Consider the following 16,328-nt stretch of genomic DNA (forward strand, 5'->3'; position numbering starts at 1 on the left):
ATCAAGGCTAAAGAGTGATGCCCCGATGTCCTGATGTCCTGATGTCCTGATGTCCTGATGTCCTGAAGGAAAAGATTAGCCGCAAAAAAGCATAACTTTCTATTAAAAGGAAAACTTATCCTTATTAGAAATCTGCTAACCTTCCAACTCAATGACTCACATCAGTTATAATTTTTGTCATGTTCTTCATACACATGTAGTTTTAGAAACCATTTCTCAGCCGCGAATACAATAAGAAGTCCGGCCACAGAAACCCATACAATGAAGATATCTGACTTTGCTTTCACCCACAAAAATGAAAAAAGTACAACAATATCCAGAATAATTGCGCTCACTAACACCCAGGCTTTAGCGTGCACTTCATCGCGTAAATGCTTAAATACCCCCCAATGGATGAAAATATCCATTACGAGATAAAAAACGACTCCGATCGAGGCTATACGGCTTAAATCAAAGAATATGGTCAGAAATATCGCGATTGCCAACGTATAAATTAGGGAATGTCTTCTTACATCTCCCGGTAATGAAAAATGGCGGTGAGGCACAAGCTGCATCGATGTAAGCATTGATAGCATGCGAGAAACTGCAAATACGCTCGCAACGACGCCAGAAGATGTGGCTATGATAGCAAACGCTATAGTGAACCATGCGCCATACTGACCGAAGGCGGGTCGTGATGCTTCAGCAAGAGAGTAGTCTTTTGCCTTTATGATTTCGTCAATTGATAGGTTTGCACCTACTGCAACCGCCACAAAAACATAAAGGACCACACAGATCGAAATAGAAATGATTATGGCCCTTCCTACATTTTTTTCCGGTTGTTTTAGCTCTCCGCCGCTGTTAGTGATTGTCGTGAATCCTTTGTAGCCCAAAATACCCAGTGCCACTGCTCCTAGAAATCCTGTTGCGCTGGTTTCCTGCGGTTGAGCCGATACACTTTCAAACGACAAACCGGTTGCCCAAAGCCCACCTATTGCCAAAATCGCTAGCCCTGCGATTTTTATAAAGGCCATAATGAATGAAAGCGTCTGAATGAATTGGTTGCTTAGAATATTGACAATGAATGCAACAATAAGAAGACTCACGCCAAGAGCGGGAATGAGCCACTCAACTTCCTGGGAGTCGACCAATTGCAGGACATAGGTGCCAAAAGTACGGGCAACCAGACTTTCATTGATAACCATGGAAAAAAACATCAGCAAAGCACAGGCACCGGTCATTAATCCTCTGCCATAGGCTTTTTGTAAGAACATAGCTATACCACCTGCTGAGGGGTATTTTTGTGCCATTTTGACGTAACTGTATGAGCTAAACCCTGTGATTATTGCTGCTACAAGAAACGCAAAAGGAAACCATGTGCCAGCCAGTTCAGCAATTTGACCGGTTAAGGCAAATATACCTGCACCAATCATCACACCGGTTCCCATTGACACCGCGCCCCAGAGACTTAACGAATCTTTATTGCTTGAATGCTCGTGATCATTCATTGTTGGTTACCCCTTGTGTCATCTGAACCAAAGCAGTCGCAGAAGTAGTTTGCTGCGGTCACGGAAAAATTTGCCCAGCAAAATAGAAGTTCAACGGTGTTACATGAAGAAATAACCGGCAATGCAATGCCGGTTATTTCCCTTCTAGCGTAGACCACTTAAAACCAAATTCTTGCACCTAACACGACACCAGTCTCACTGGTTGGCTCGCCATCTGCATTTAACGCATCAGCCGTATTACCTAAGGCTTCGCTGTAATAAACGCCGACATAGGGCGCTATTTCCCGTGTAATCTCGTGACGGTAGCGTAAGCCGATACGAATATTACTCAGCCCACTTTGACGGTTATATTTTTCCGATTCGGTGAGGTTCGCAACAATTTCCAGGCGTGGTTGCAGATAGGAAACCTGACTTAACTGCCAGTCATACTCGGTTTCATTGATAAATTGCATGTCACCGTCTTCGTTAATACGAAGTGAGTTTTCCATTTCAAACCAATAGGGGGCTAACCCCTGATAACTGATCACTGCATAGTTTTCCATGTCAGCATCTGATGCCAGTTCGCCTTTCGTTCCCAAACCAACCTGCACAGACCAGAATGCAGAGACCAGATAGCCATACAGTACTTCGGCGCGTTCCAAATCCGTCGGCATTCCATCGTTTTGTGTATTTTCGCCTTCGCTTTTAAACACGAGTCGATGATAATCGCCGCCGTACCAAGCCTGCATGTCCCATACAGCTATGTTTTGTTGCTCATCATTACGGGTATACTCAAGTCGATCAAACAGTACCTGCCCAAAATTTTCATCCGGAATGGGAGATGGCCAGTTGTCTTTTGATTGAGCCAGAGCGGTGTCACTAAAACCAAGAGTAGAGACTATAAGCCCTGCTGCTAATACCTGTTTCATATTCATCTCCTATGCGACCTGAACAACACGAAACATTCCTGCTTCCATGTGGTAAAGCAGGTGACAATGAAAGGCCCACTCCCCGGGAGCATCTGCGCTGATTTGCAACGATACTTTCTCACCGGGCTTGAGGCTTATAGTGTGTTTTCTGGGCCTCGGATACTGGCCGTTTTCCAGTTCCATCCACATACCGTGCAAATGAATGGGATGATCCATCATAGTGTCGTTAACCAGAATCAGACGAAGCCGCTCTCCGTAGTTAAAACGGACATACCCATCTACTTCACTGAACTTCTTGCCATCAAACGACCACATGTACCGTTCCATGTTGCCGGTTAAATGAAGCTCGATTTGGCGCTCAGGCTCCCGCTCGTCAGGCCATGCATGCTCACCTACCAGATCAGCATAAACCAACACACGATGAGGGCTGTTTTCGAGACCTATGCCCGGCTCGTCTAAACGCGGTCGTGGATTTTGTGCGATCATGGCGGCACCTGGCCCGTGGCCCTCTTCACTATGGACAATGTCTATCTTTTCTACTGGCAGAACTCGTGAAGATTTCATATCGCCCTTCATCATGTCCCTGTGCATGGTATGCTCGCCATGCTGGCCCATCTTCTTCATGTCCATTTCTGAAGAAGCCATACCCTTTTTCATGTCTCCAGACTGTTGCATGTCCATACCATCCATTCCCGACATGTCCATTCCCATCGCAGCCATGCCGCGCTCGGTGATGGTCCGTTGTGGAGGCACCGCTGCGGTCAGACCTAAGGATGGTGTGAGCGTGCCACGAGTATAGCCGCTTCTGTCAAAGCTCTCGGCGAAGAAGGTATAAGCCTTTCGCTCTTGTGGTTGGACAATGACATCGTACGTTTCTGCTACTGCAATTCGGAATTCATCCACATTGACCGGCTTAACCGGCTGACCGTCAGCGGCAACTACTGTCATCTCCAGTCCTGGAATACGAAAATCAAAATAGGTCATTGCAGAGCCGTTGATGATCCGCAAACGAACTTTCTCACCAACATTAAACAGAGCCTGCCAGTTATCCTCTGGGGTACGGCCATTCATAAGGTAGGTGTAGGTGCTGCCCGTCACATCCGCGATATCACGAGGACTCATGCGCATCGCGCCCCACATGGCGCGCTCCTTCCATGTCTCGGCAAGTCCTTTTTTCTCAACATCTTTCAATGTGTCGAAGATAGTTCGCTTTTGATAATTGTAATAACCCTCAGCCACTTTCAGTTTTCTCATCACATCGTGAGGGTCTGCGAAGGTCCAGTCGCTGAGGATGATAGTGTGTTCCCGATCCGCGCCGATATCGCCATCGGCAGGCTCAACAATCAGCGGACCTAGGTGGCCCCGCTGCTCCTGAAGACCGGAATGACTGTGATACCAGTACGTTCCGTTTTGCTCTACATCAAATGCATAATTAAATGTTTGACCGGGCTTGATCCCGGCAAACGAAACGCCTGGCACACCATCCATTCCAGCGGGCAAAATAATGCCGTGCCAGTGTATTGAAGTGTCCTGCTCCAACTGGTTAGTGACATTCAGTTGAGCACGTTGACCTTCCTTTAGCCTTATTAACGGCCCCGGCATCTGGCCATTTATAGTGAGCGGTAAACCGGTTTGTGAGCCTATGGCTAAATTGGCCTCAGAAATTGTCAGGTGTTTGATGTCACCGGTCAGTACCTGGTCTTTAAAGTGACGTCCTGCTGGCGCAGCCCAGAGTGGACTGACGTTAGTCAGGGCCGTCGCTGCGCTCGCAGTCATTGCGCCAAGCACGAATCTGCGACGACCATCATTAAATGAATTACTCATAAAGTTAACCTTCAAAAGTGAATGTACGCAGGCTGATAAGCTTCAACCTTAGAAAAATATCTTGCTGGAGATATCCGAAGGTCAGGTTATTGGTGGTCGATATGGAGGTGTAGAAATGCTTACAGGAACGGACAGAGCAATAAACTCATATTGCTCTGAATATTTTACCGCTAATTCGTCTTGTGAAGAATAAATCGACGCTGAGCCATGCTGACAATTTGTCATAAAACATAGGCAACCGTCCTCGCAACAATCTGAACTGCCTTTACGCGACGTGTGCATATGTGCTTTTTTCTCTGACAGCGGTTTATTTGTTACCCCGATGGTATGCTTATCTGCATGACTGGCCTTTTGTAGTAACATTTCCACCGAGACGGTCTGTTGACCTGATTCTTCATCACACGCACTTACCGGCAACGCTAGCGCTGCCAGGGAAATGACAATACATGTGAAAAGAATCTTTATACTCATGGGTAGGAAGCCTACTCCTCTGATTTTCGTAGCGTTATATTAACGATGTAGTTTAAAGTATAGAGACAGATTTTCTGCTTTCAACACTTATATGAACTTTTGTTCATATACGCAAAACTATCAAAACAGATCTCAAAAAATCGATAACGAATTTCAAATTCCAACTGTAATAAGGTTGTAATTTAGTATTTGAAGCCTCTATTTATCCAAGTGAAAAATTCCAGCATGCTTTTCACGCAAAACCACTGTTGACTAAGTTGAAGCGACGGGGCTGCCATATCTTTAAAAACAGGAAGAAATAGTGATAAAATTTGCGTACCCTAGTCAGGGTGGGGATTAAACGGTGGTGATACCGAGAAAATACTCGCACCTATCGCTAGATTTTAGTCCACAAGACAGTGGACTAAAGAGCAATAAATAGAGAAGAGGTAGATATGCAAAACATTCTTAAAATTGGGTTAGCCCTTATGCTCATGTTCAGTGCAGGGGCGATTGCTCACGGTGATGTGATGCTTGAAAGCAGCTCACCATCAGACAATGCAATGTTGATGAGTGCCCCTGAGCAACTGACGTTAACCTATTCCAAACCATTGCGATTAATGAAAGTAAGCATTACGGGCAATGAGGCCGGTGAGGTCGACTTTGCTTTCACACCAGCATCAGGAAAGCAGGCTGCTTACACCTGGCAATTACCTGTTTTGAAACCAGATACTTACACTGTTGAGTGGATAGCAATGGGCGGGGACGGCCATAAAATGAAAGCGACATTCTCTTTCATGGTTCACTAAGCGAAACCTATGGAATTAATTCTTTGGAATGCAGCCATTGTTGTTTCTAAAGCCGTATTCTACGTAGGTTTTGCCAGTGTAGTCGGTTTTGCTTTCTTTATGCACAGGCCAGCCCAAAACCGCGCTTTTTGCAAAAATGTTGTATATCACGTGGTGCCTTTACTAGCGCTCTCTTTTTTCGCTTCTGCGCTGTGGTTTTTTGCCAAAACCGGCGCATTTTCTGAAAATGGTCTGCAAGGGGCCTTTGACCCCATAATGCTTGAAGTAATGTGGGACTCTCCTGTGGGAGATGTCACTCTGGTCAGAATGCTGATGTCTGCACTGGCGATACCTCCATTGCTTCTGGCGTTAGTCAAGCGAGTCAACTTTGTTGCTGTTAGAGCGATGCTGTCTGTACTGATAATATACGGCCTGTATAGTTTTACGCTTATCGGACACATTGCAGAAAAAGGACTCATCGATAAACTCATTTTGGCAACGCACGTCGCTATTATGGGTTGGTGGTTTGGCGCTTTGTTACCGCTGAGAATGTCATGTAAGAGCTTCTCGGTAGAGGACACAAAAAGTATCATGACTGACTTTGGCAGGATGGCAGGGTTCCTCGTGACCACACTACTCCTTATTGGTGTCTACATGGCGATAAAGCTATTTACGTCACCAGGAGATCTGATTCAATCTCAGTATGGTCTTATCTTTTTGGGCAAGATGTTAGTAGTAGGTTTATTGCTATTACTTGCTGCACGTCACCGCTTTATTCTGGTGCCCGCAATGGAGGATGCCGACGACAAAGCGCAACTGAAACGCTCCATAAATATTGAAATAGTTTTAGCCTCCGCACTGCTGTTAATTACTTCGGTATTAACCAGTGTGGTTGGGCCCCAGTTTAATTAGGAAAATAATAATGCGAAATCTGTTAGTGGCATTCATCTTAGCAGCCGCCTCACCATCCCTTTTCGCCCATGGCAACAAACCCGATGAGCACCAGTCTAAACTATCAGGCAGCGAGACCGTGCCGGGCCAGGTCGTATTGGCTTTTCATAAAGCCTTGCGAGAGCAGAATGAAGTCACAGCGAAATCATTGCTATCAGATAACGTCATAATTGTTGAAGGTGGTGGTATCGAGCGCAGCGCTCAGGAATACGCGTCTCATCATATGCTGTCTGATATGAAGTTTGTCGGCACGTTGTCTTCAGAGCTTCGGGAGCACAAGGTGACAGAGTATGGCGATTCAGCCACATCACTCTCGGTGTCTAAAAACACCACGGAGTCGGGTAAAACCTACCGCTCGTATGAAACAGCGATTCTGACGAAGCGTAATGGAAAGTGGAAAATAGCACACTTGCACTGGTCAACGGCAAAATAAGTGAGTGGCTGTTTGAGGTCTAAGCGTTATTCGGCAGCCTCTGAGCATGAATTCAGAGGCGCGCCGAAAAGACCAGCGTTATTACAACAGCAACATAATTAACGCGCCAACAATCATAAACAGGTTTTCAGATAGCGATACAAATCCCAGCGGGACATTACTGTCACCGCCTACACAGGCACATTTTAGTTCACGCTTATCAACATAAACCGCTTTAAAAACGGATATAGCACCAACCGTTCCGATGAATAAAGAGAATGGTGCAACAGCGAGAGCGGGCAACTGCGCGACCATTCCAATTCCTGCGTAAGCCTCGATAAATGGATAGATGTAGCCATAGCGCAACCACTTCATCGCCAATAGGTCATAGGTGATAAATGAGTTAGTAAAGCTATACAAATCCTGAAGCTTTTGTACCGCGAGCAGTGTCATGGAAAAGGCAATAAACAGCATCAGGGTTCTTATCGAGATGAAATCGCCTGAAACAGCGAACTGAAATGCCAGAGACAGCAGGGCAGCCACAGAAAAAATAGCAATAACCGGCGTGTAGGTTGTCCCTGTCTGACCTGCCTCGCCCTTATCGAAATGCTCCCGAAGCTCGTCATATCCCCCAACACGTTCATTATTAATAAACGTTTGAGGTGTAGTCTCGACGCCATGTTTCTCTTTAAATTTATCGGTTTCTTCACGAGAGGTAAGGTGGTGATCTTCTACTGAGAAGCCCTCACGCTCCAGCAAATCTTTCGATCTTAATCCGTAAGGGCATATATGTTCGTCAGTTACCATGCGATACAGGATTGCTGTCTTACTCATTTTGCTCTCCTTTACTCAGTTTACCCTGAAATTCTGGGAGTGGACGTTGCTCGGCCTCGGCCTGAGACGTTACTTTCCCATTTTCAGAAATATCTTTAATCAGCCATTCCATTTCTTTAATTTCTTTTCGTTGCGCTTTGATGATTCCGTCCGCCAGTTCACGCACACGCACATCCTTTAATTTCGAGCGCTCACTGGTAAGAATGGCGATGGAATGGTGAGGGATCATCGCTTTCATGTAAGCAGTATCAGAAACTGTACTTTGGGAACGAACAAGGTAGAGACAAACGGCGAAGAGTACTGCTGCCAGCAAGAAAATCGCGACGTTAAGCTTTTTGTTATTGTACATACCAAGCATAAACGCCAGCATGACGATTGCCATGCCCGCCCCCATATACAGCGCCATATAGGTTCTCGTTTCACTGAACCATACATGGGAGACTGCGTAAGTGTTCAGATACATCATAATGAACATCGCAATCGTTGATGTAATGATCATCGCAGCAAATTTTGAGTATTTCATCTGTAATCCTTACTTAAGAAAAAACTAATTTGTGTAATATCCTCTCACCGTAAGACAAAAAGGGAGCGAATGTAGGATAATTCAAAATCCGTACCATCGAAGGGAATGTTATGATTACAGCAATAATTATTAGTGCGCTAACTCTTTTAGTGAGTGTGGCTTTGCACGTTTTTAATATATCGGTAGTTGCCGATAGCGCTATCAGGAAACTGGACAAAGTTTGGATAAAAACACAGGTCGTGGTTTTTATTGCCATCTGCAGCCAGCTTCTACTCGCGATCATTTTTGCACTGGCCTATGAAATTGGACTTGGTCTTGAGTTAGGAGGCTTTAAGCAGCCAGCTACGACGGTCGATATTTTTTATTTTTCGTTGACGACGATTACTACACTGGGCCTCGGAAGTATTGAGCCGACTGGACATTTACGAATGCTTGCAGGAGTCGAATCAGCTACAGGATTTCTCTTAATAAGCTGTTCGGCATCGAAAGTGTTCAGGCTCATGTAGCAACTGTAATTTATTTCAATTCAACATAGAGCAACTTACCCGACCAGCACAGACATAAGCTCGACTCGCTTTTCACTGGGACAACCAACACCAATGGAATTTACAAAACTCCATAGGTGTTAACTGGTTTAATGAGCGGTGTGGTCGACAGTGATTGTAGTCTTCACGCCATTGCTCAATTCGTTGGCGAGCCTCCGCCAAATTGCGGAACCAGTGCTGGTTCAGACACTCATTCCTCAGTTTACCGTTATAACTTTCTATAAACGCATTTTCCGTAGGCTTTCCCGGCCGGATATATCTAACGTCCAGATTATGTTGCTGTGACCAGGCTAAAAATGCCCGGCTGGTAAACTCACTGCCATGGCAGATCAGTTGTTCGGGTAACCCGCGCGCTTCTCTGATCCGTTCAAACAGGCGAATAATACGCTCACTGCTTAAGCTGTTATCGACTTCTACGGCAATGGCCTCGCGAGTATACTCATCAACCAGATTAAACACGAGGAACTGGTTGCCGTTGAACAACGCATCGTGTACGAAGTCCATGGACCAGCGCTGCATCGGTTTCGTCGCCCGTTCAAAGGGGACTTCGCGCTGAGGGCCAACCCGACTTCGCCTTTTACGGCGTGGGATCTGAAGTCCCAGTTCTGCGTAAAGGCGCTCGACGCGCTTGTGGTTAACTGCCCCAAATTCGCGCCGAATAAGGACCGTTAGGCGTGGACTGCCGAAGTGCAGACGCTGCTTCGCCAGCGCACACAGACGCTCGCTGATGGCCTGATTGAAGCTACTGGGCTTAGTCTGATAGCGCCACGTCATACGGTTCAATCCGGCTAAATGGCATGCCCGGCGTTCGCTAATCTGAGTATAGGTAAGCATATGAGCCACTGCCTGGCGACGATGCGCGCGACTCAGTGATAGTTTCCCGCGAGGGCTGCCTTCAGTGCCTGAATATCCAGTTCTTTTTCACCAAGCAACTGCTTAAGCTTACGGTTTTCCTCTTCCATCAGCTTGAGTCGCTTGATATCACCTGATTCCATACCACTGTATTTGGACTGCCAGCGATAAAACGTCTGCTCACTGATCCCATACTGACGACAGATATCAGCGACTTTCATACCCGACTCTTTGGTTTTCAGGATCTTGACGATCTGTGTCTCGTTGTATTTTGACTTTTGCATTGTCGTTTCCTCTTTCTTTCAGTTTAGAGAAAACTCACATCATCGGTGGATTAAATTAGTGGGGAAACGTCACAGGGTCTATATGATCACGACTAGGACTGATCGTCAAATCGATCCATTATTTAACTGCTTAATAACTGTTCACGATCTCGCCCTGGGGGAAAGGTCAGTTAAACTATTTCTTTTTATGACTTTTCCCCGGTGGAACGGGATGGCAGCTCCACGGTTTATGTTTCGCATTTTCCCTAATATTTTCGTCAACGAATTGGTAGTAGCCTTCTTTCATCTTTGTCCAAAAATCATCAGAAATGTCTGCACCGTGTGCACGAATGATTGTCTCAATGCCATCTAAATTGCAGTGGGTCGCGTCATAGCCGATATGCAAAGTGTTTTTGGCTTCTTCAAATGAAACGGCATCAATACCAAAGGTCCCATCAATTTCAGCAACAATTGCTAATAAATTACCGTCGGTAATGCCGGTTAACTTCAAATGCCGTACCACTAAATTAGCCTCAGAAACGCCCACTCTGTGATCTAAATCGCTCATACTTTTCTCCTATAAATTAATTTCCTACACAGTTATGTCAGTCACGTTTCTAATTACTTAAAACGCTATTGGCATTAACCACTTGCTGCATTAACGATCGTAAAACTGTCATTCTTTGTTCTATTAACAACAAATGTTCATCTATCGAGTTCCCCATCACAACAATGTCGCTTGCTGATATGCCGCTTTCGATAAGAACAAGACTTCTTTGCAGGCCTTTTCTATATGTCTCTTTTAATCGTATCTTTTGTTCAGTATTAGATTCACTTTGGATCCTCTTCTCAATACTCGTTAAGTAGGTATCCATCATCTTCATATGCTCAACAATCAACGTTTGCCTCTCAGAAACGTCATTGATCCGTTGGATGCGTTGCATTAATGCATCCATGACGCGCTCGTTACTGTGTAACATCTCATCGGCACTCATGGATGTCTGAGCACTCGTAAAGGTAGCGGATAAAACGCCTGCGACAAACAATATTGAAACTAATGCTTTCTTCATTTTGAAATCCTTACACGGGGCTTGAAACGTTGGAATTGAGAAATCGTGGGAACCAACCTGGCGTGGCTTGCTTATATTGCCTATAGGTATCACCAAACTCAGTTTCGGCGTGCTGCTCTTCGCGTTTGGCCAGTCGAACATAGACAACAATGAGAATGGGAAACATGAGCAAAGTGGGTAGTGTTGGCCATTGCAGTAAAAAGCCAAACATGATCACAATGAAGGCAACATATTGGGGATGCCGACAACGTGCGTACCAACCGCTGGTCGCTAAGCTGCTCGTTTTTTGCGCGTGATGCAGGACATTCCACGAAGCAGATAAAACAAAGAATCCTAAAACGATGAGAACATTACTCAAGATGTGCAGTACATCCCAATGCGCATCGCCAGATAACCCCAACAGTGTATGCCACAAGTGACCATTTTCGTGACTTAAAAAATCTACGCCTGGGTAACTTTCGGCTAACCAACCGGACAAAAAATAGATGGTAAGCGGGAAACCATACATTTCAGTAAATAACGCCACGATAAAAGCGGAAAATACGCCTAAGCTTCGCCAGTCTGTTTTTGACTTCGGCTTGACGAAACTAAACGCAAAAAAGATAAATATTGCGGAGTTAATGTGTACTAGCTCAGACCTGATCTGACAGTTACCCGTTTCACGGTGCCAGTGTCAGATTAGCTTTGAGCTAAGTTCTTCTCAGCCCAAATCTGCTTCCCATCGGTTAATGTTTCCATTGGCGTTCTGCCGCAGCACATTTTGCCCTGATGAGTCCTTCCATTGTTGTAGTATTCCAGCCACTCGTCCAGATCTTTCTGTAATGCTTCCAGCGAGTCATAGAGCTTTTTGCGGAAGGTGACCTGATAGAATTCATTCAGGATGGTTTTGTGGAATCGCTCACAGATCCCATTGGTTTGCGGATGTCGCGCCTTGGTTTTTGTGTGGTCGATATCGTTGATGGCTAAGTAGAGCTGATAATCATGCTGTTCCACTTTGCCACAATATTCTGTGCCCCTGTCTGTCAGAATCCGCAGCATGGGCAGCTCCTGAGCCTCAAAGAACGGCAACACTCTGTCGTTGAGGATGTCGGCCGAGGTGATTGGCGTTTTGGTCGTGTAGAGCTTGGCGAACGCAATTTTACTGTAGGTATCAACGAAGGTTTGCTGGTAAATGCGGCCGACACCTTTGAGGTTGCCGACGTAGAAGGTATCTTGCGAGCCTAGATAGCCGGGATGGTGTGTTTCAATCTCACCGCAGGCCTCATCATCCTGCTTTTTCTTCTCAAGCGCGGCAACCTGCTCATCGGTCAAAATGATGCCTTCGCTTTCAACTTTGGCTTCCAGTGCGGCAAGTCGCTTTTTGAAGTTTTCCAGATTATGTCTGAGCCATATCGAGCGAACACCGCTGCCTGAAACGAACACGCCTGCTTTACGCAGCTCATTACTTGTTCTGGCTTGACCGTGAGCGGGAAACTCAATGGCGTGAGCTATGACAGCTTGTTCGGTCTGCTCATCGACCCTGTTCTTGAGATTAGGTGTGCGTCTTGAACGGTTAATCAGCGAATCAACACCGCCTTCTTCAACCAACTCCTGATACCGATAAAACGTGTCACGAGACACGCCCATCACTTTGCAGGCCTTCGATACATTGCCCAGCTCTTCAGCCAGATTTAACAGTCCTGCTTTGTGTTTGATGATTGGATTGCTAGTATGCAACATGAGAGTTACCTATTTTGTTTTGATTAAAGATTCGACACCTTTATCAAAACGGGTAACTCTCATCTTTTCAAGAAGAAGTGTCAGATTAAGTCGAGACTAATTCAGTTAATGATGACTAACGTCCAAAGCCCATAATCTGATTCACCGTGCATTGTCGCTCTCCGTTTTACGTCTTTCCTTGCGTGCCTGCTCTAACCCTTCGATATAACCTTGTCTGTATTGATCATTGTCTTCGGTTTGCTCTTTAAATGTTTGCTCGTCGTTAGTATGTGTCTCATGCCCTTTACCATGACTTCCGTGCATAAAGATATGCATCACTGGGCATAGCAGCAGGATCAAGTATGGTAAATAAGGGAAAACATGTTCACCATGCTCGACAAACAAGAAATAGCTTGCCGCCGCTATAAGTCCGATGGCGGACCAACCACTGGGGGTGCGCCAAAAAGGTAATTTTTGTTTATTCACAATACACCTCGCTTTTGTGTCGTTTAAGTTTTCAGAAAACGGTAAATCACTTGATCACCAAAGTGCCACGGTACATTTGCATCTGACAATGAAACGGATAGCGACCTGCCTTTTTGGGGGGAATAGTGACCATCACACGCTTGTTAAGCACTAATGTTTCACTGATCTCCAACTCGGGTATTAGTAGTGTTTCCGCACAGGGGGTCGCATCTTCTCTGTAGAACATCAGTTGTACAGACTCATTCGCGGGCACTGTGATATTGGCAGGTTGATATACGCCATCTTTCACGCGGACTTCGATGCTGCCGTCTCGTACTTCAGTTGACTTTGTTTGGTAAAGCCAAAACCACCATACAATAAGCCCAATCACGACTAACCCTATCAAATTAATCCACATCATCTTTAGGTTCTCCTAGTGCTCTTTAGCTTTGAATAAACGTAATCGATTCGCGTTGGTCACTACCGTTAACGACGAGAATGCCATCGCTGCACCGGCAATTACTGGGCTTAGTAGTAAGCCTAAAAATGGATAAAAAACACCTGCAGCAAATGGGATCCCCGCGACGTTATAGATAAATGCTCCGAAGAGATTCTGCTTTATGTTTCTCAGCGTTGCCTTACTCACTGCAATCGCATCCGCTAACCCATGTAAGGAGCCTCGCATCAACGTGATATCTGCACTTTCTATTGCGACATCAGTGCCTGTTCCGATAGCAAATCCGACGTTGGCATGGGCTAAGGCGGGCGCATCATTGATCCCATCGCCGGTCATTCCGACGATTTCACCCTCACGTTGAAGTTCGAGCACTTTGTTTGCTTTATCTTCTGGCATCACTTCAGCAACGTAATCAACAATCCCCGCTTTTCGAGCAACGGCTTTTGCAGTCATACGATTGTCCCCCGTCAACATCACCACACGTATTCCGTTGTGCTGTAGGCGGTTAATCGCATCTATTGAGTCTGATTTTATGGGATCGGCAACAGCAATGACGGCAACTAATTTTGAATCAATCGCGAAATACATTGGGGTTTTAGCCTCTGCGGCCAGCCTCTGCGCTTTATCAACGTAATGATGAAGTTCTATTGATTTTTCTTTCATCAATTTTTCATTGCCAAATAGCAAACGCTGAGAATTCAGTGTTGCCGCTACGCCCTTCCCTGCAATGGACTCAAAATCAGTCACCGAGTGGATTGGCACACCTTGCTCTTTCGCTGATTCAACGATCGCCATTGCGAGTGGGTGTTCGGAACCCGACTCCAGGCTTGCAGCTAACGAAAGCACGTCATCTTGATTGTGAGCTGACGCAATAACAACGTCGGTAACTTTAGGCGCCCCCTCTGTTATGGTGCCGGTCTTATCTAATACCATTGTGGTAATTTTCGAAGCAGATTGCAGCGCTTCACCGTTGCGGATAAGTACGCCTGCTTCAGCCGCCTTGCCAACCCCCACCATGACCGACATCGGCGTGGCTAAACCTAATGCGCAAGGACATGCAATAATCAGTACCGTGGTTGCTGACACGATTGCGAAGGCAACCTCGGGAGCCGGACCAAAATTGAGCCACGCTAGTGCGCTCATTACGGCAATGATCATAACAACCGGCACGAAATAGGCAGAAATAACATCTGCCAATCGACCAATAGGTGGTTTTGAATTTTGTGCACGTTTTACCATGTTGATGATCTGAGCTAGCGCGGTGTCTTTTCCCACGCGTTCTGCCCGAAAGACGATAGAGCCTGATTTGTTGATGGTACCGGCCACAACCTCATCGTCTTTTCGCTTCTCAATTGGCATAGGCTCACCCGTTAGCATTGATTCATCAATACTGGTTTGGCCCTCGACGACTACACCATCTACAGAAATGCGTTCTCCGGGTCGAACTCGGATAAGATCATTGAGCAAAACATCTTCAATAGGAATATCAATATCATCGCCATCTCGAATGACACGTGCAGTCTTGGCTTGCAAGCCTATCAGCCTTTTAATGGCCTCTGAGGTTTTACCGCGTGCTTTGATCTCAAGGGCCAGGCCCAAATTAATTAGGCCGATGATCATGGCGGTTGCCTCAAAATAAACATGTCGTGCCATTTCAGGGACATACCCCGGAAAGAACACAACTGTCATCGAGTACAACCAGGCGGTTCCTGTACCCAAGGCTATCAAAGTATCCATATTGGCCGAATGATTTTTAAACGAATTCCATGCACCCACATAAAAATGACGACCAGAGAACACCATGACACCTAATGTCATGAGCCCAATAATCAACCATACAATTCGCTCCGTGGTCGTGTTGACGCTCATTTCCCCGGTTACCAAACCATAGATCATGAGCGGTACTCCAAGCGACAATGCAATGACCATATGTCGCATTAGCTTTTTATAATATGCCCAATCCGCTTGCTCTTTTTCTTCAATGGCAGCCTCATCAGAATCGGCATTTGCCAGCGTTGCGTTATACCCAGCTTCTTCTACCGCACGAACCAGTTCGCTTGGCGAGGCATTACTATTGATAAGCACTGTACGCTGTGCAAAGTTCATTTCTGCGCTGGTGACGCCTGCGACTTGTTTTAAGGCTGTTTCAATTTTAGTGACGCAACTGGCACAACTCGCCCCTTGAATATTAAGTTGTATCTCGCCTGCATCGGAAGACACCTGTCTGGTCTGCGTTTTAGTGTCAACCGCTTCGTTCGCGGTTGATGTTTTATCGCCGCCACTACAACACCCATGTGCTTTCGCACTGTCTGTTTTAGAATTCATAAACCACTCCCTATTTAAACCTTGTTATGACTTAAGCGCTGTGAAACCTTCAATTAAATGGCATATCGTATCGGCCGTTGGAGGTTGATCGGGTTTGTTTTGCCACTCTGAAGTGGCTAAGCGCATGCGCTCTCTAAGTTCATGCATGTCCTGATACCGCTGTTCAGTCTCTTTCAACCTCTTTTCAATAAGACGCCTTACCGTTGGACACGGCGCATTGGTTTGTGGAGATGTAACTAGGATCTCTTTAATATCATTGACCGAAAAACCTAGTGACCGAGCACTTAAAATGAATCGTAGTCGCGTCACATCCGCCGGCCGATAATACTTGTATCCATTGTGGGATCTATTTGGGACCAAAAGTCCAATGCGCGTATAATAGCGTACGGTATCAACGCTAATATCTAGTGCATCTGCTATTTGTTTTACCCGCATTTTAAACCCCCTTCTTTATCAACATAGTTGTGCTGCTACAA

General features: G+C 45.8%; 20 protein-coding genes. 4 read left to right on the forward strand and 16 right to left on the reverse strand.

Going from position 1 to position 16,328, the window contains the following annotated elements:
- Positions 1-161 precede the first annotated feature (161 nt).
- The 4 genes from D0Y50_RS10140 to D0Y50_RS10155 all read right to left on the reverse strand — a co-directional run bounded on the left by D0Y50_RS10140 (position 162) and on the right by D0Y50_RS10155 (position 4,690).
- A complete protein-coding gene (locus D0Y50_RS10140) occupies positions 162-1,487 on the reverse strand; it encodes an APC family permease (RefSeq protein WP_117316801.1) in 1,326 nt (441 codons plus the stop codon).
- Positions 1,488-1,645: 158 nt separating this feature from the next.
- Positions 1,646-2,395 carry a copper resistance protein B gene (locus D0Y50_RS10145; protein ID WP_117316803.1) on the reverse strand — a complete coding sequence of 250 codons (750 nt, stop codon included), beginning with the start codon at positions 2,393-2,395 and terminating at the stop codon, positions 1,646-1,648.
- Between the two features lie 9 nt (positions 2,396-2,404).
- Entirely contained in the window at positions 2,405-4,219 is a 1,815-nt protein-coding gene (locus D0Y50_RS10150; RefSeq protein ID WP_117316806.1) for a copper resistance system multicopper oxidase, read from the reverse strand.
- Between the two features lie 81 nt (positions 4,220-4,300).
- A complete protein-coding gene (locus D0Y50_RS10155) occupies positions 4,301-4,690 on the reverse strand; it encodes a hypothetical protein (protein ID WP_117316808.1) in 390 nt (129 codons plus the stop codon).
- Positions 4,691-5,124: 434 nt separating this feature from the next.
- On the opposite strand from D0Y50_RS10155, the gene D0Y50_RS10160 reads away from it, so the two are divergent.
- Genes D0Y50_RS10160 through D0Y50_RS10170 form a run of 3 tightly spaced genes read left to right on the forward strand, consistent with a single transcriptional unit; the run spans position 5,125 to position 6,841 of the window.
- Positions 5,125-5,478 (forward strand): copper resistance CopC family protein, encoded by a 354-nt coding sequence (locus tag D0Y50_RS10160; RefSeq protein ID WP_117316811.1) that lies wholly within the window; start codon positions 5,125-5,127, stop codon positions 5,476-5,478.
- Between the two features lie 9 nt (positions 5,479-5,487).
- The gene (locus tag D0Y50_RS10165; protein ID WP_117316812.1) at positions 5,488-6,369 is read left to right on the forward strand and encodes a copper resistance D family protein; all 882 of its coding nucleotides are present in this window, start codon (positions 5,488-5,490) and stop codon (positions 6,367-6,369) included.
- Between the two features lie 10 nt (positions 6,370-6,379).
- A complete protein-coding gene (locus D0Y50_RS10170) occupies positions 6,380-6,841 on the forward strand; it encodes a YybH family protein (protein ID WP_117316814.1) in 462 nt (153 codons plus the stop codon).
- An 81-nt stretch (positions 6,842-6,922) separates the two neighbouring features.
- On the opposite strand, the gene D0Y50_RS10175 is transcribed toward D0Y50_RS10170, so the two are convergent.
- Positions 6,923-7,654, reverse strand: a complete 732-nt coding sequence (locus D0Y50_RS10175) for a MauE/DoxX family redox-associated membrane protein (RefSeq protein WP_117316816.1) — start codon at positions 7,652-7,654, stop codon at positions 6,923-6,925.
- Positions 7,647-8,177 (reverse strand): DUF305 domain-containing protein, encoded by a 531-nt coding sequence (locus D0Y50_RS10180; protein WP_117316818.1) that lies wholly within the window; start codon positions 8,175-8,177, stop codon positions 7,647-7,649. The genes D0Y50_RS10175 and D0Y50_RS10180 overlap by 8 nt, the downstream gene beginning before the upstream one ends.
- A gap of 110 nt (positions 8,178-8,287) precedes the next feature.
- Between D0Y50_RS10180 and D0Y50_RS10185 the strand changes: the two genes are divergently transcribed.
- Positions 8,288-8,683 carry an ion channel gene (locus D0Y50_RS10185; RefSeq protein WP_117316821.1) on the forward strand — a complete coding sequence of 132 codons (396 nt, stop codon included), beginning with the start codon at positions 8,288-8,290 and terminating at the stop codon, positions 8,681-8,683.
- 72 nt (positions 8,684-8,755) lie between these two features.
- Here D0Y50_RS10185 and D0Y50_RS10190 read toward each other — a convergent pair whose 3' ends face one another.
- The 10 genes from D0Y50_RS10190 to D0Y50_RS10235 all read right to left on the reverse strand — a co-directional run bounded on the left by D0Y50_RS10190 (position 8,756) and on the right by D0Y50_RS10235 (position 16,287).
- Positions 8,756-9,556 (reverse strand): IS3 family transposase, encoded by an 801-nt coding sequence (locus D0Y50_RS10190; RefSeq protein ID WP_117316823.1) that lies wholly within the window; start codon positions 9,554-9,556, stop codon positions 8,756-8,758.
- Between the two features lie 32 nt (positions 9,557-9,588).
- Positions 9,589-9,858, reverse strand: a complete 270-nt coding sequence (locus tag D0Y50_RS10195; RefSeq protein WP_117316825.1) for a transposase — start codon at positions 9,856-9,858, stop codon at positions 9,589-9,591.
- A gap of 175 nt (positions 9,859-10,033) precedes the next feature.
- Complete coding sequence (locus tag D0Y50_RS10200; RefSeq protein WP_117316828.1) at positions 10,034-10,405, reverse strand: cation transporter; 372 nt, start codon at positions 10,403-10,405, stop codon at positions 10,034-10,036.
- A 49-nt stretch (positions 10,406-10,454) separates the two neighbouring features.
- Complete coding sequence (locus D0Y50_RS10205; protein ID WP_117316830.1) at positions 10,455-10,907, reverse strand: hypothetical protein; 453 nt, start codon at positions 10,905-10,907, stop codon at positions 10,455-10,457.
- Between the two features lie 10 nt (positions 10,908-10,917).
- Positions 10,918-11,550, reverse strand: a complete 633-nt coding sequence (locus D0Y50_RS10210) for a methyltransferase family protein (RefSeq protein WP_117316832.1) — start codon at positions 11,548-11,550, stop codon at positions 10,918-10,920.
- Between the two features lie 35 nt (positions 11,551-11,585).
- Positions 11,586-12,626 (reverse strand): IS481 family transposase, encoded by a 1,041-nt coding sequence (locus tag D0Y50_RS10215; protein WP_117315792.1) that lies wholly within the window; start codon positions 12,624-12,626, stop codon positions 11,586-11,588.
- A 141-nt stretch (positions 12,627-12,767) separates the two neighbouring features.
- Positions 12,768-13,091, reverse strand: a complete 324-nt coding sequence (locus D0Y50_RS10220) for a DUF2933 domain-containing protein (RefSeq protein ID WP_013755268.1) — start codon at positions 13,089-13,091, stop codon at positions 12,768-12,770.
- A 46-nt stretch (positions 13,092-13,137) separates the two neighbouring features.
- Positions 13,138-13,491 carry a cupredoxin domain-containing protein gene (locus tag D0Y50_RS10225; RefSeq protein WP_044447459.1) on the reverse strand — a complete coding sequence of 118 codons (354 nt, stop codon included), beginning with the start codon at positions 13,489-13,491 and terminating at the stop codon, positions 13,138-13,140.
- 12 nt (positions 13,492-13,503) lie between these two features.
- Complete coding sequence (locus D0Y50_RS10230; RefSeq protein ID WP_176582454.1) at positions 13,504-15,852, reverse strand: heavy metal translocating P-type ATPase; 2,349 nt, start codon at positions 15,850-15,852, stop codon at positions 13,504-13,506.
- Positions 15,853-15,876: 24 nt separating this feature from the next.
- Positions 15,877-16,287 (reverse strand): MerR family transcriptional regulator, encoded by a 411-nt coding sequence (locus D0Y50_RS10235; protein ID WP_117316834.1) that lies wholly within the window; start codon positions 16,285-16,287, stop codon positions 15,877-15,879.
- Positions 16,288-16,328: the final 41 nt, after the last annotated feature.

The sequence above is a fragment of the Salinimonas sediminis genome (assembly GCF_003429285.1).
Classification (GTDB): Bacteria; Pseudomonadota; Gammaproteobacteria; order Enterobacterales; family Alteromonadaceae; genus Alteromonas; species Alteromonas indica.

Bases quoted from the DNA above. Each gene is read 5' to 3' on its own strand.
- D0Y50_RS10140 (WP_117316801.1), bottom strand. From the start codon at position 1,487: ATGAATGATCACGAGCATTCAAGCAATAAAGATTCGTTAAGTCTCTGG.
- D0Y50_RS10145 (WP_117316803.1), bottom strand. From the start codon at position 2,395: ATGAAACAGGTATTAGCAGCAGGGCTTATAGTCTCTACTCTTGGTTTT.
- D0Y50_RS10150 (WP_117316806.1), bottom strand. From the start codon at position 4,219: ATGAGTAATTCATTTAATGATGGTCGTCGCAGATTCGTGCTTGGCGCA.
- D0Y50_RS10155 (WP_117316808.1), bottom strand. From the start codon at position 4,690: ATGAGTATAAAGATTCTTTTCACATGTATTGTCATTTCCCTGGCAGCG.
- D0Y50_RS10160 (WP_117316811.1), top strand. From the start codon at position 5,125: ATGCAAAACATTCTTAAAATTGGGTTAGCCCTTATGCTCATGTTCAGT.
- D0Y50_RS10165 (WP_117316812.1), top strand. From the start codon at position 5,488: ATGGAATTAATTCTTTGGAATGCAGCCATTGTTGTTTCTAAAGCCGTA.
- D0Y50_RS10170 (WP_117316814.1), top strand. From the start codon at position 6,380: ATGCGAAATCTGTTAGTGGCATTCATCTTAGCAGCCGCCTCACCATCC.
- D0Y50_RS10175 (WP_117316816.1), bottom strand. From the start codon at position 7,654: ATGAGTAAGACAGCAATCCTGTATCGCATGGTAACTGACGAACATATA.
- D0Y50_RS10180 (WP_117316818.1), bottom strand. From the start codon at position 8,177: ATGAAATACTCAAAATTTGCTGCGATGATCATTACATCAACGATTGCG.
- D0Y50_RS10185 (WP_117316821.1), top strand. From the start codon at position 8,288: ATGATTACAGCAATAATTATTAGTGCGCTAACTCTTTTAGTGAGTGTG.
- D0Y50_RS10190 (WP_117316823.1), bottom strand. From the start codon at position 9,556: ATGCTTACCTATACTCAGATTAGCGAACGCCGGGCATGCCATTTAGCC.
- D0Y50_RS10195 (WP_117316825.1), bottom strand. From the start codon at position 9,858: ATGCAAAAGTCAAAATACAACGAGACACAGATCGTCAAGATCCTGAAA.
- D0Y50_RS10200 (WP_117316828.1), bottom strand. From the start codon at position 10,405: ATGAGCGATTTAGATCACAGAGTGGGCGTTTCTGAGGCTAATTTAGTG.
- D0Y50_RS10205 (WP_117316830.1), bottom strand. From the start codon at position 10,907: ATGAAGAAAGCATTAGTTTCAATATTGTTTGTCGCAGGCGTTTTATCC.
- D0Y50_RS10215 (WP_117315792.1), bottom strand. From the start codon at position 12,626: ATGTTGCATACTAGCAATCCAATCATCAAACACAAAGCAGGACTGTTA.
- D0Y50_RS10225 (WP_044447459.1), bottom strand. From the start codon at position 13,491: ATGATGTGGATTAATTTGATAGGGTTAGTCGTGATTGGGCTTATTGTA.
- D0Y50_RS10230 (WP_176582454.1), bottom strand. From the start codon at position 15,852: ATGAATTCTAAAACAGACAGTGCGAAAGCACATGGGTGTTGTAGTGGC.
- D0Y50_RS10235 (WP_117316834.1), bottom strand. From the start codon at position 16,287: ATGCGGGTAAAACAAATAGCAGATGCACTAGATATTAGCGTTGATACC.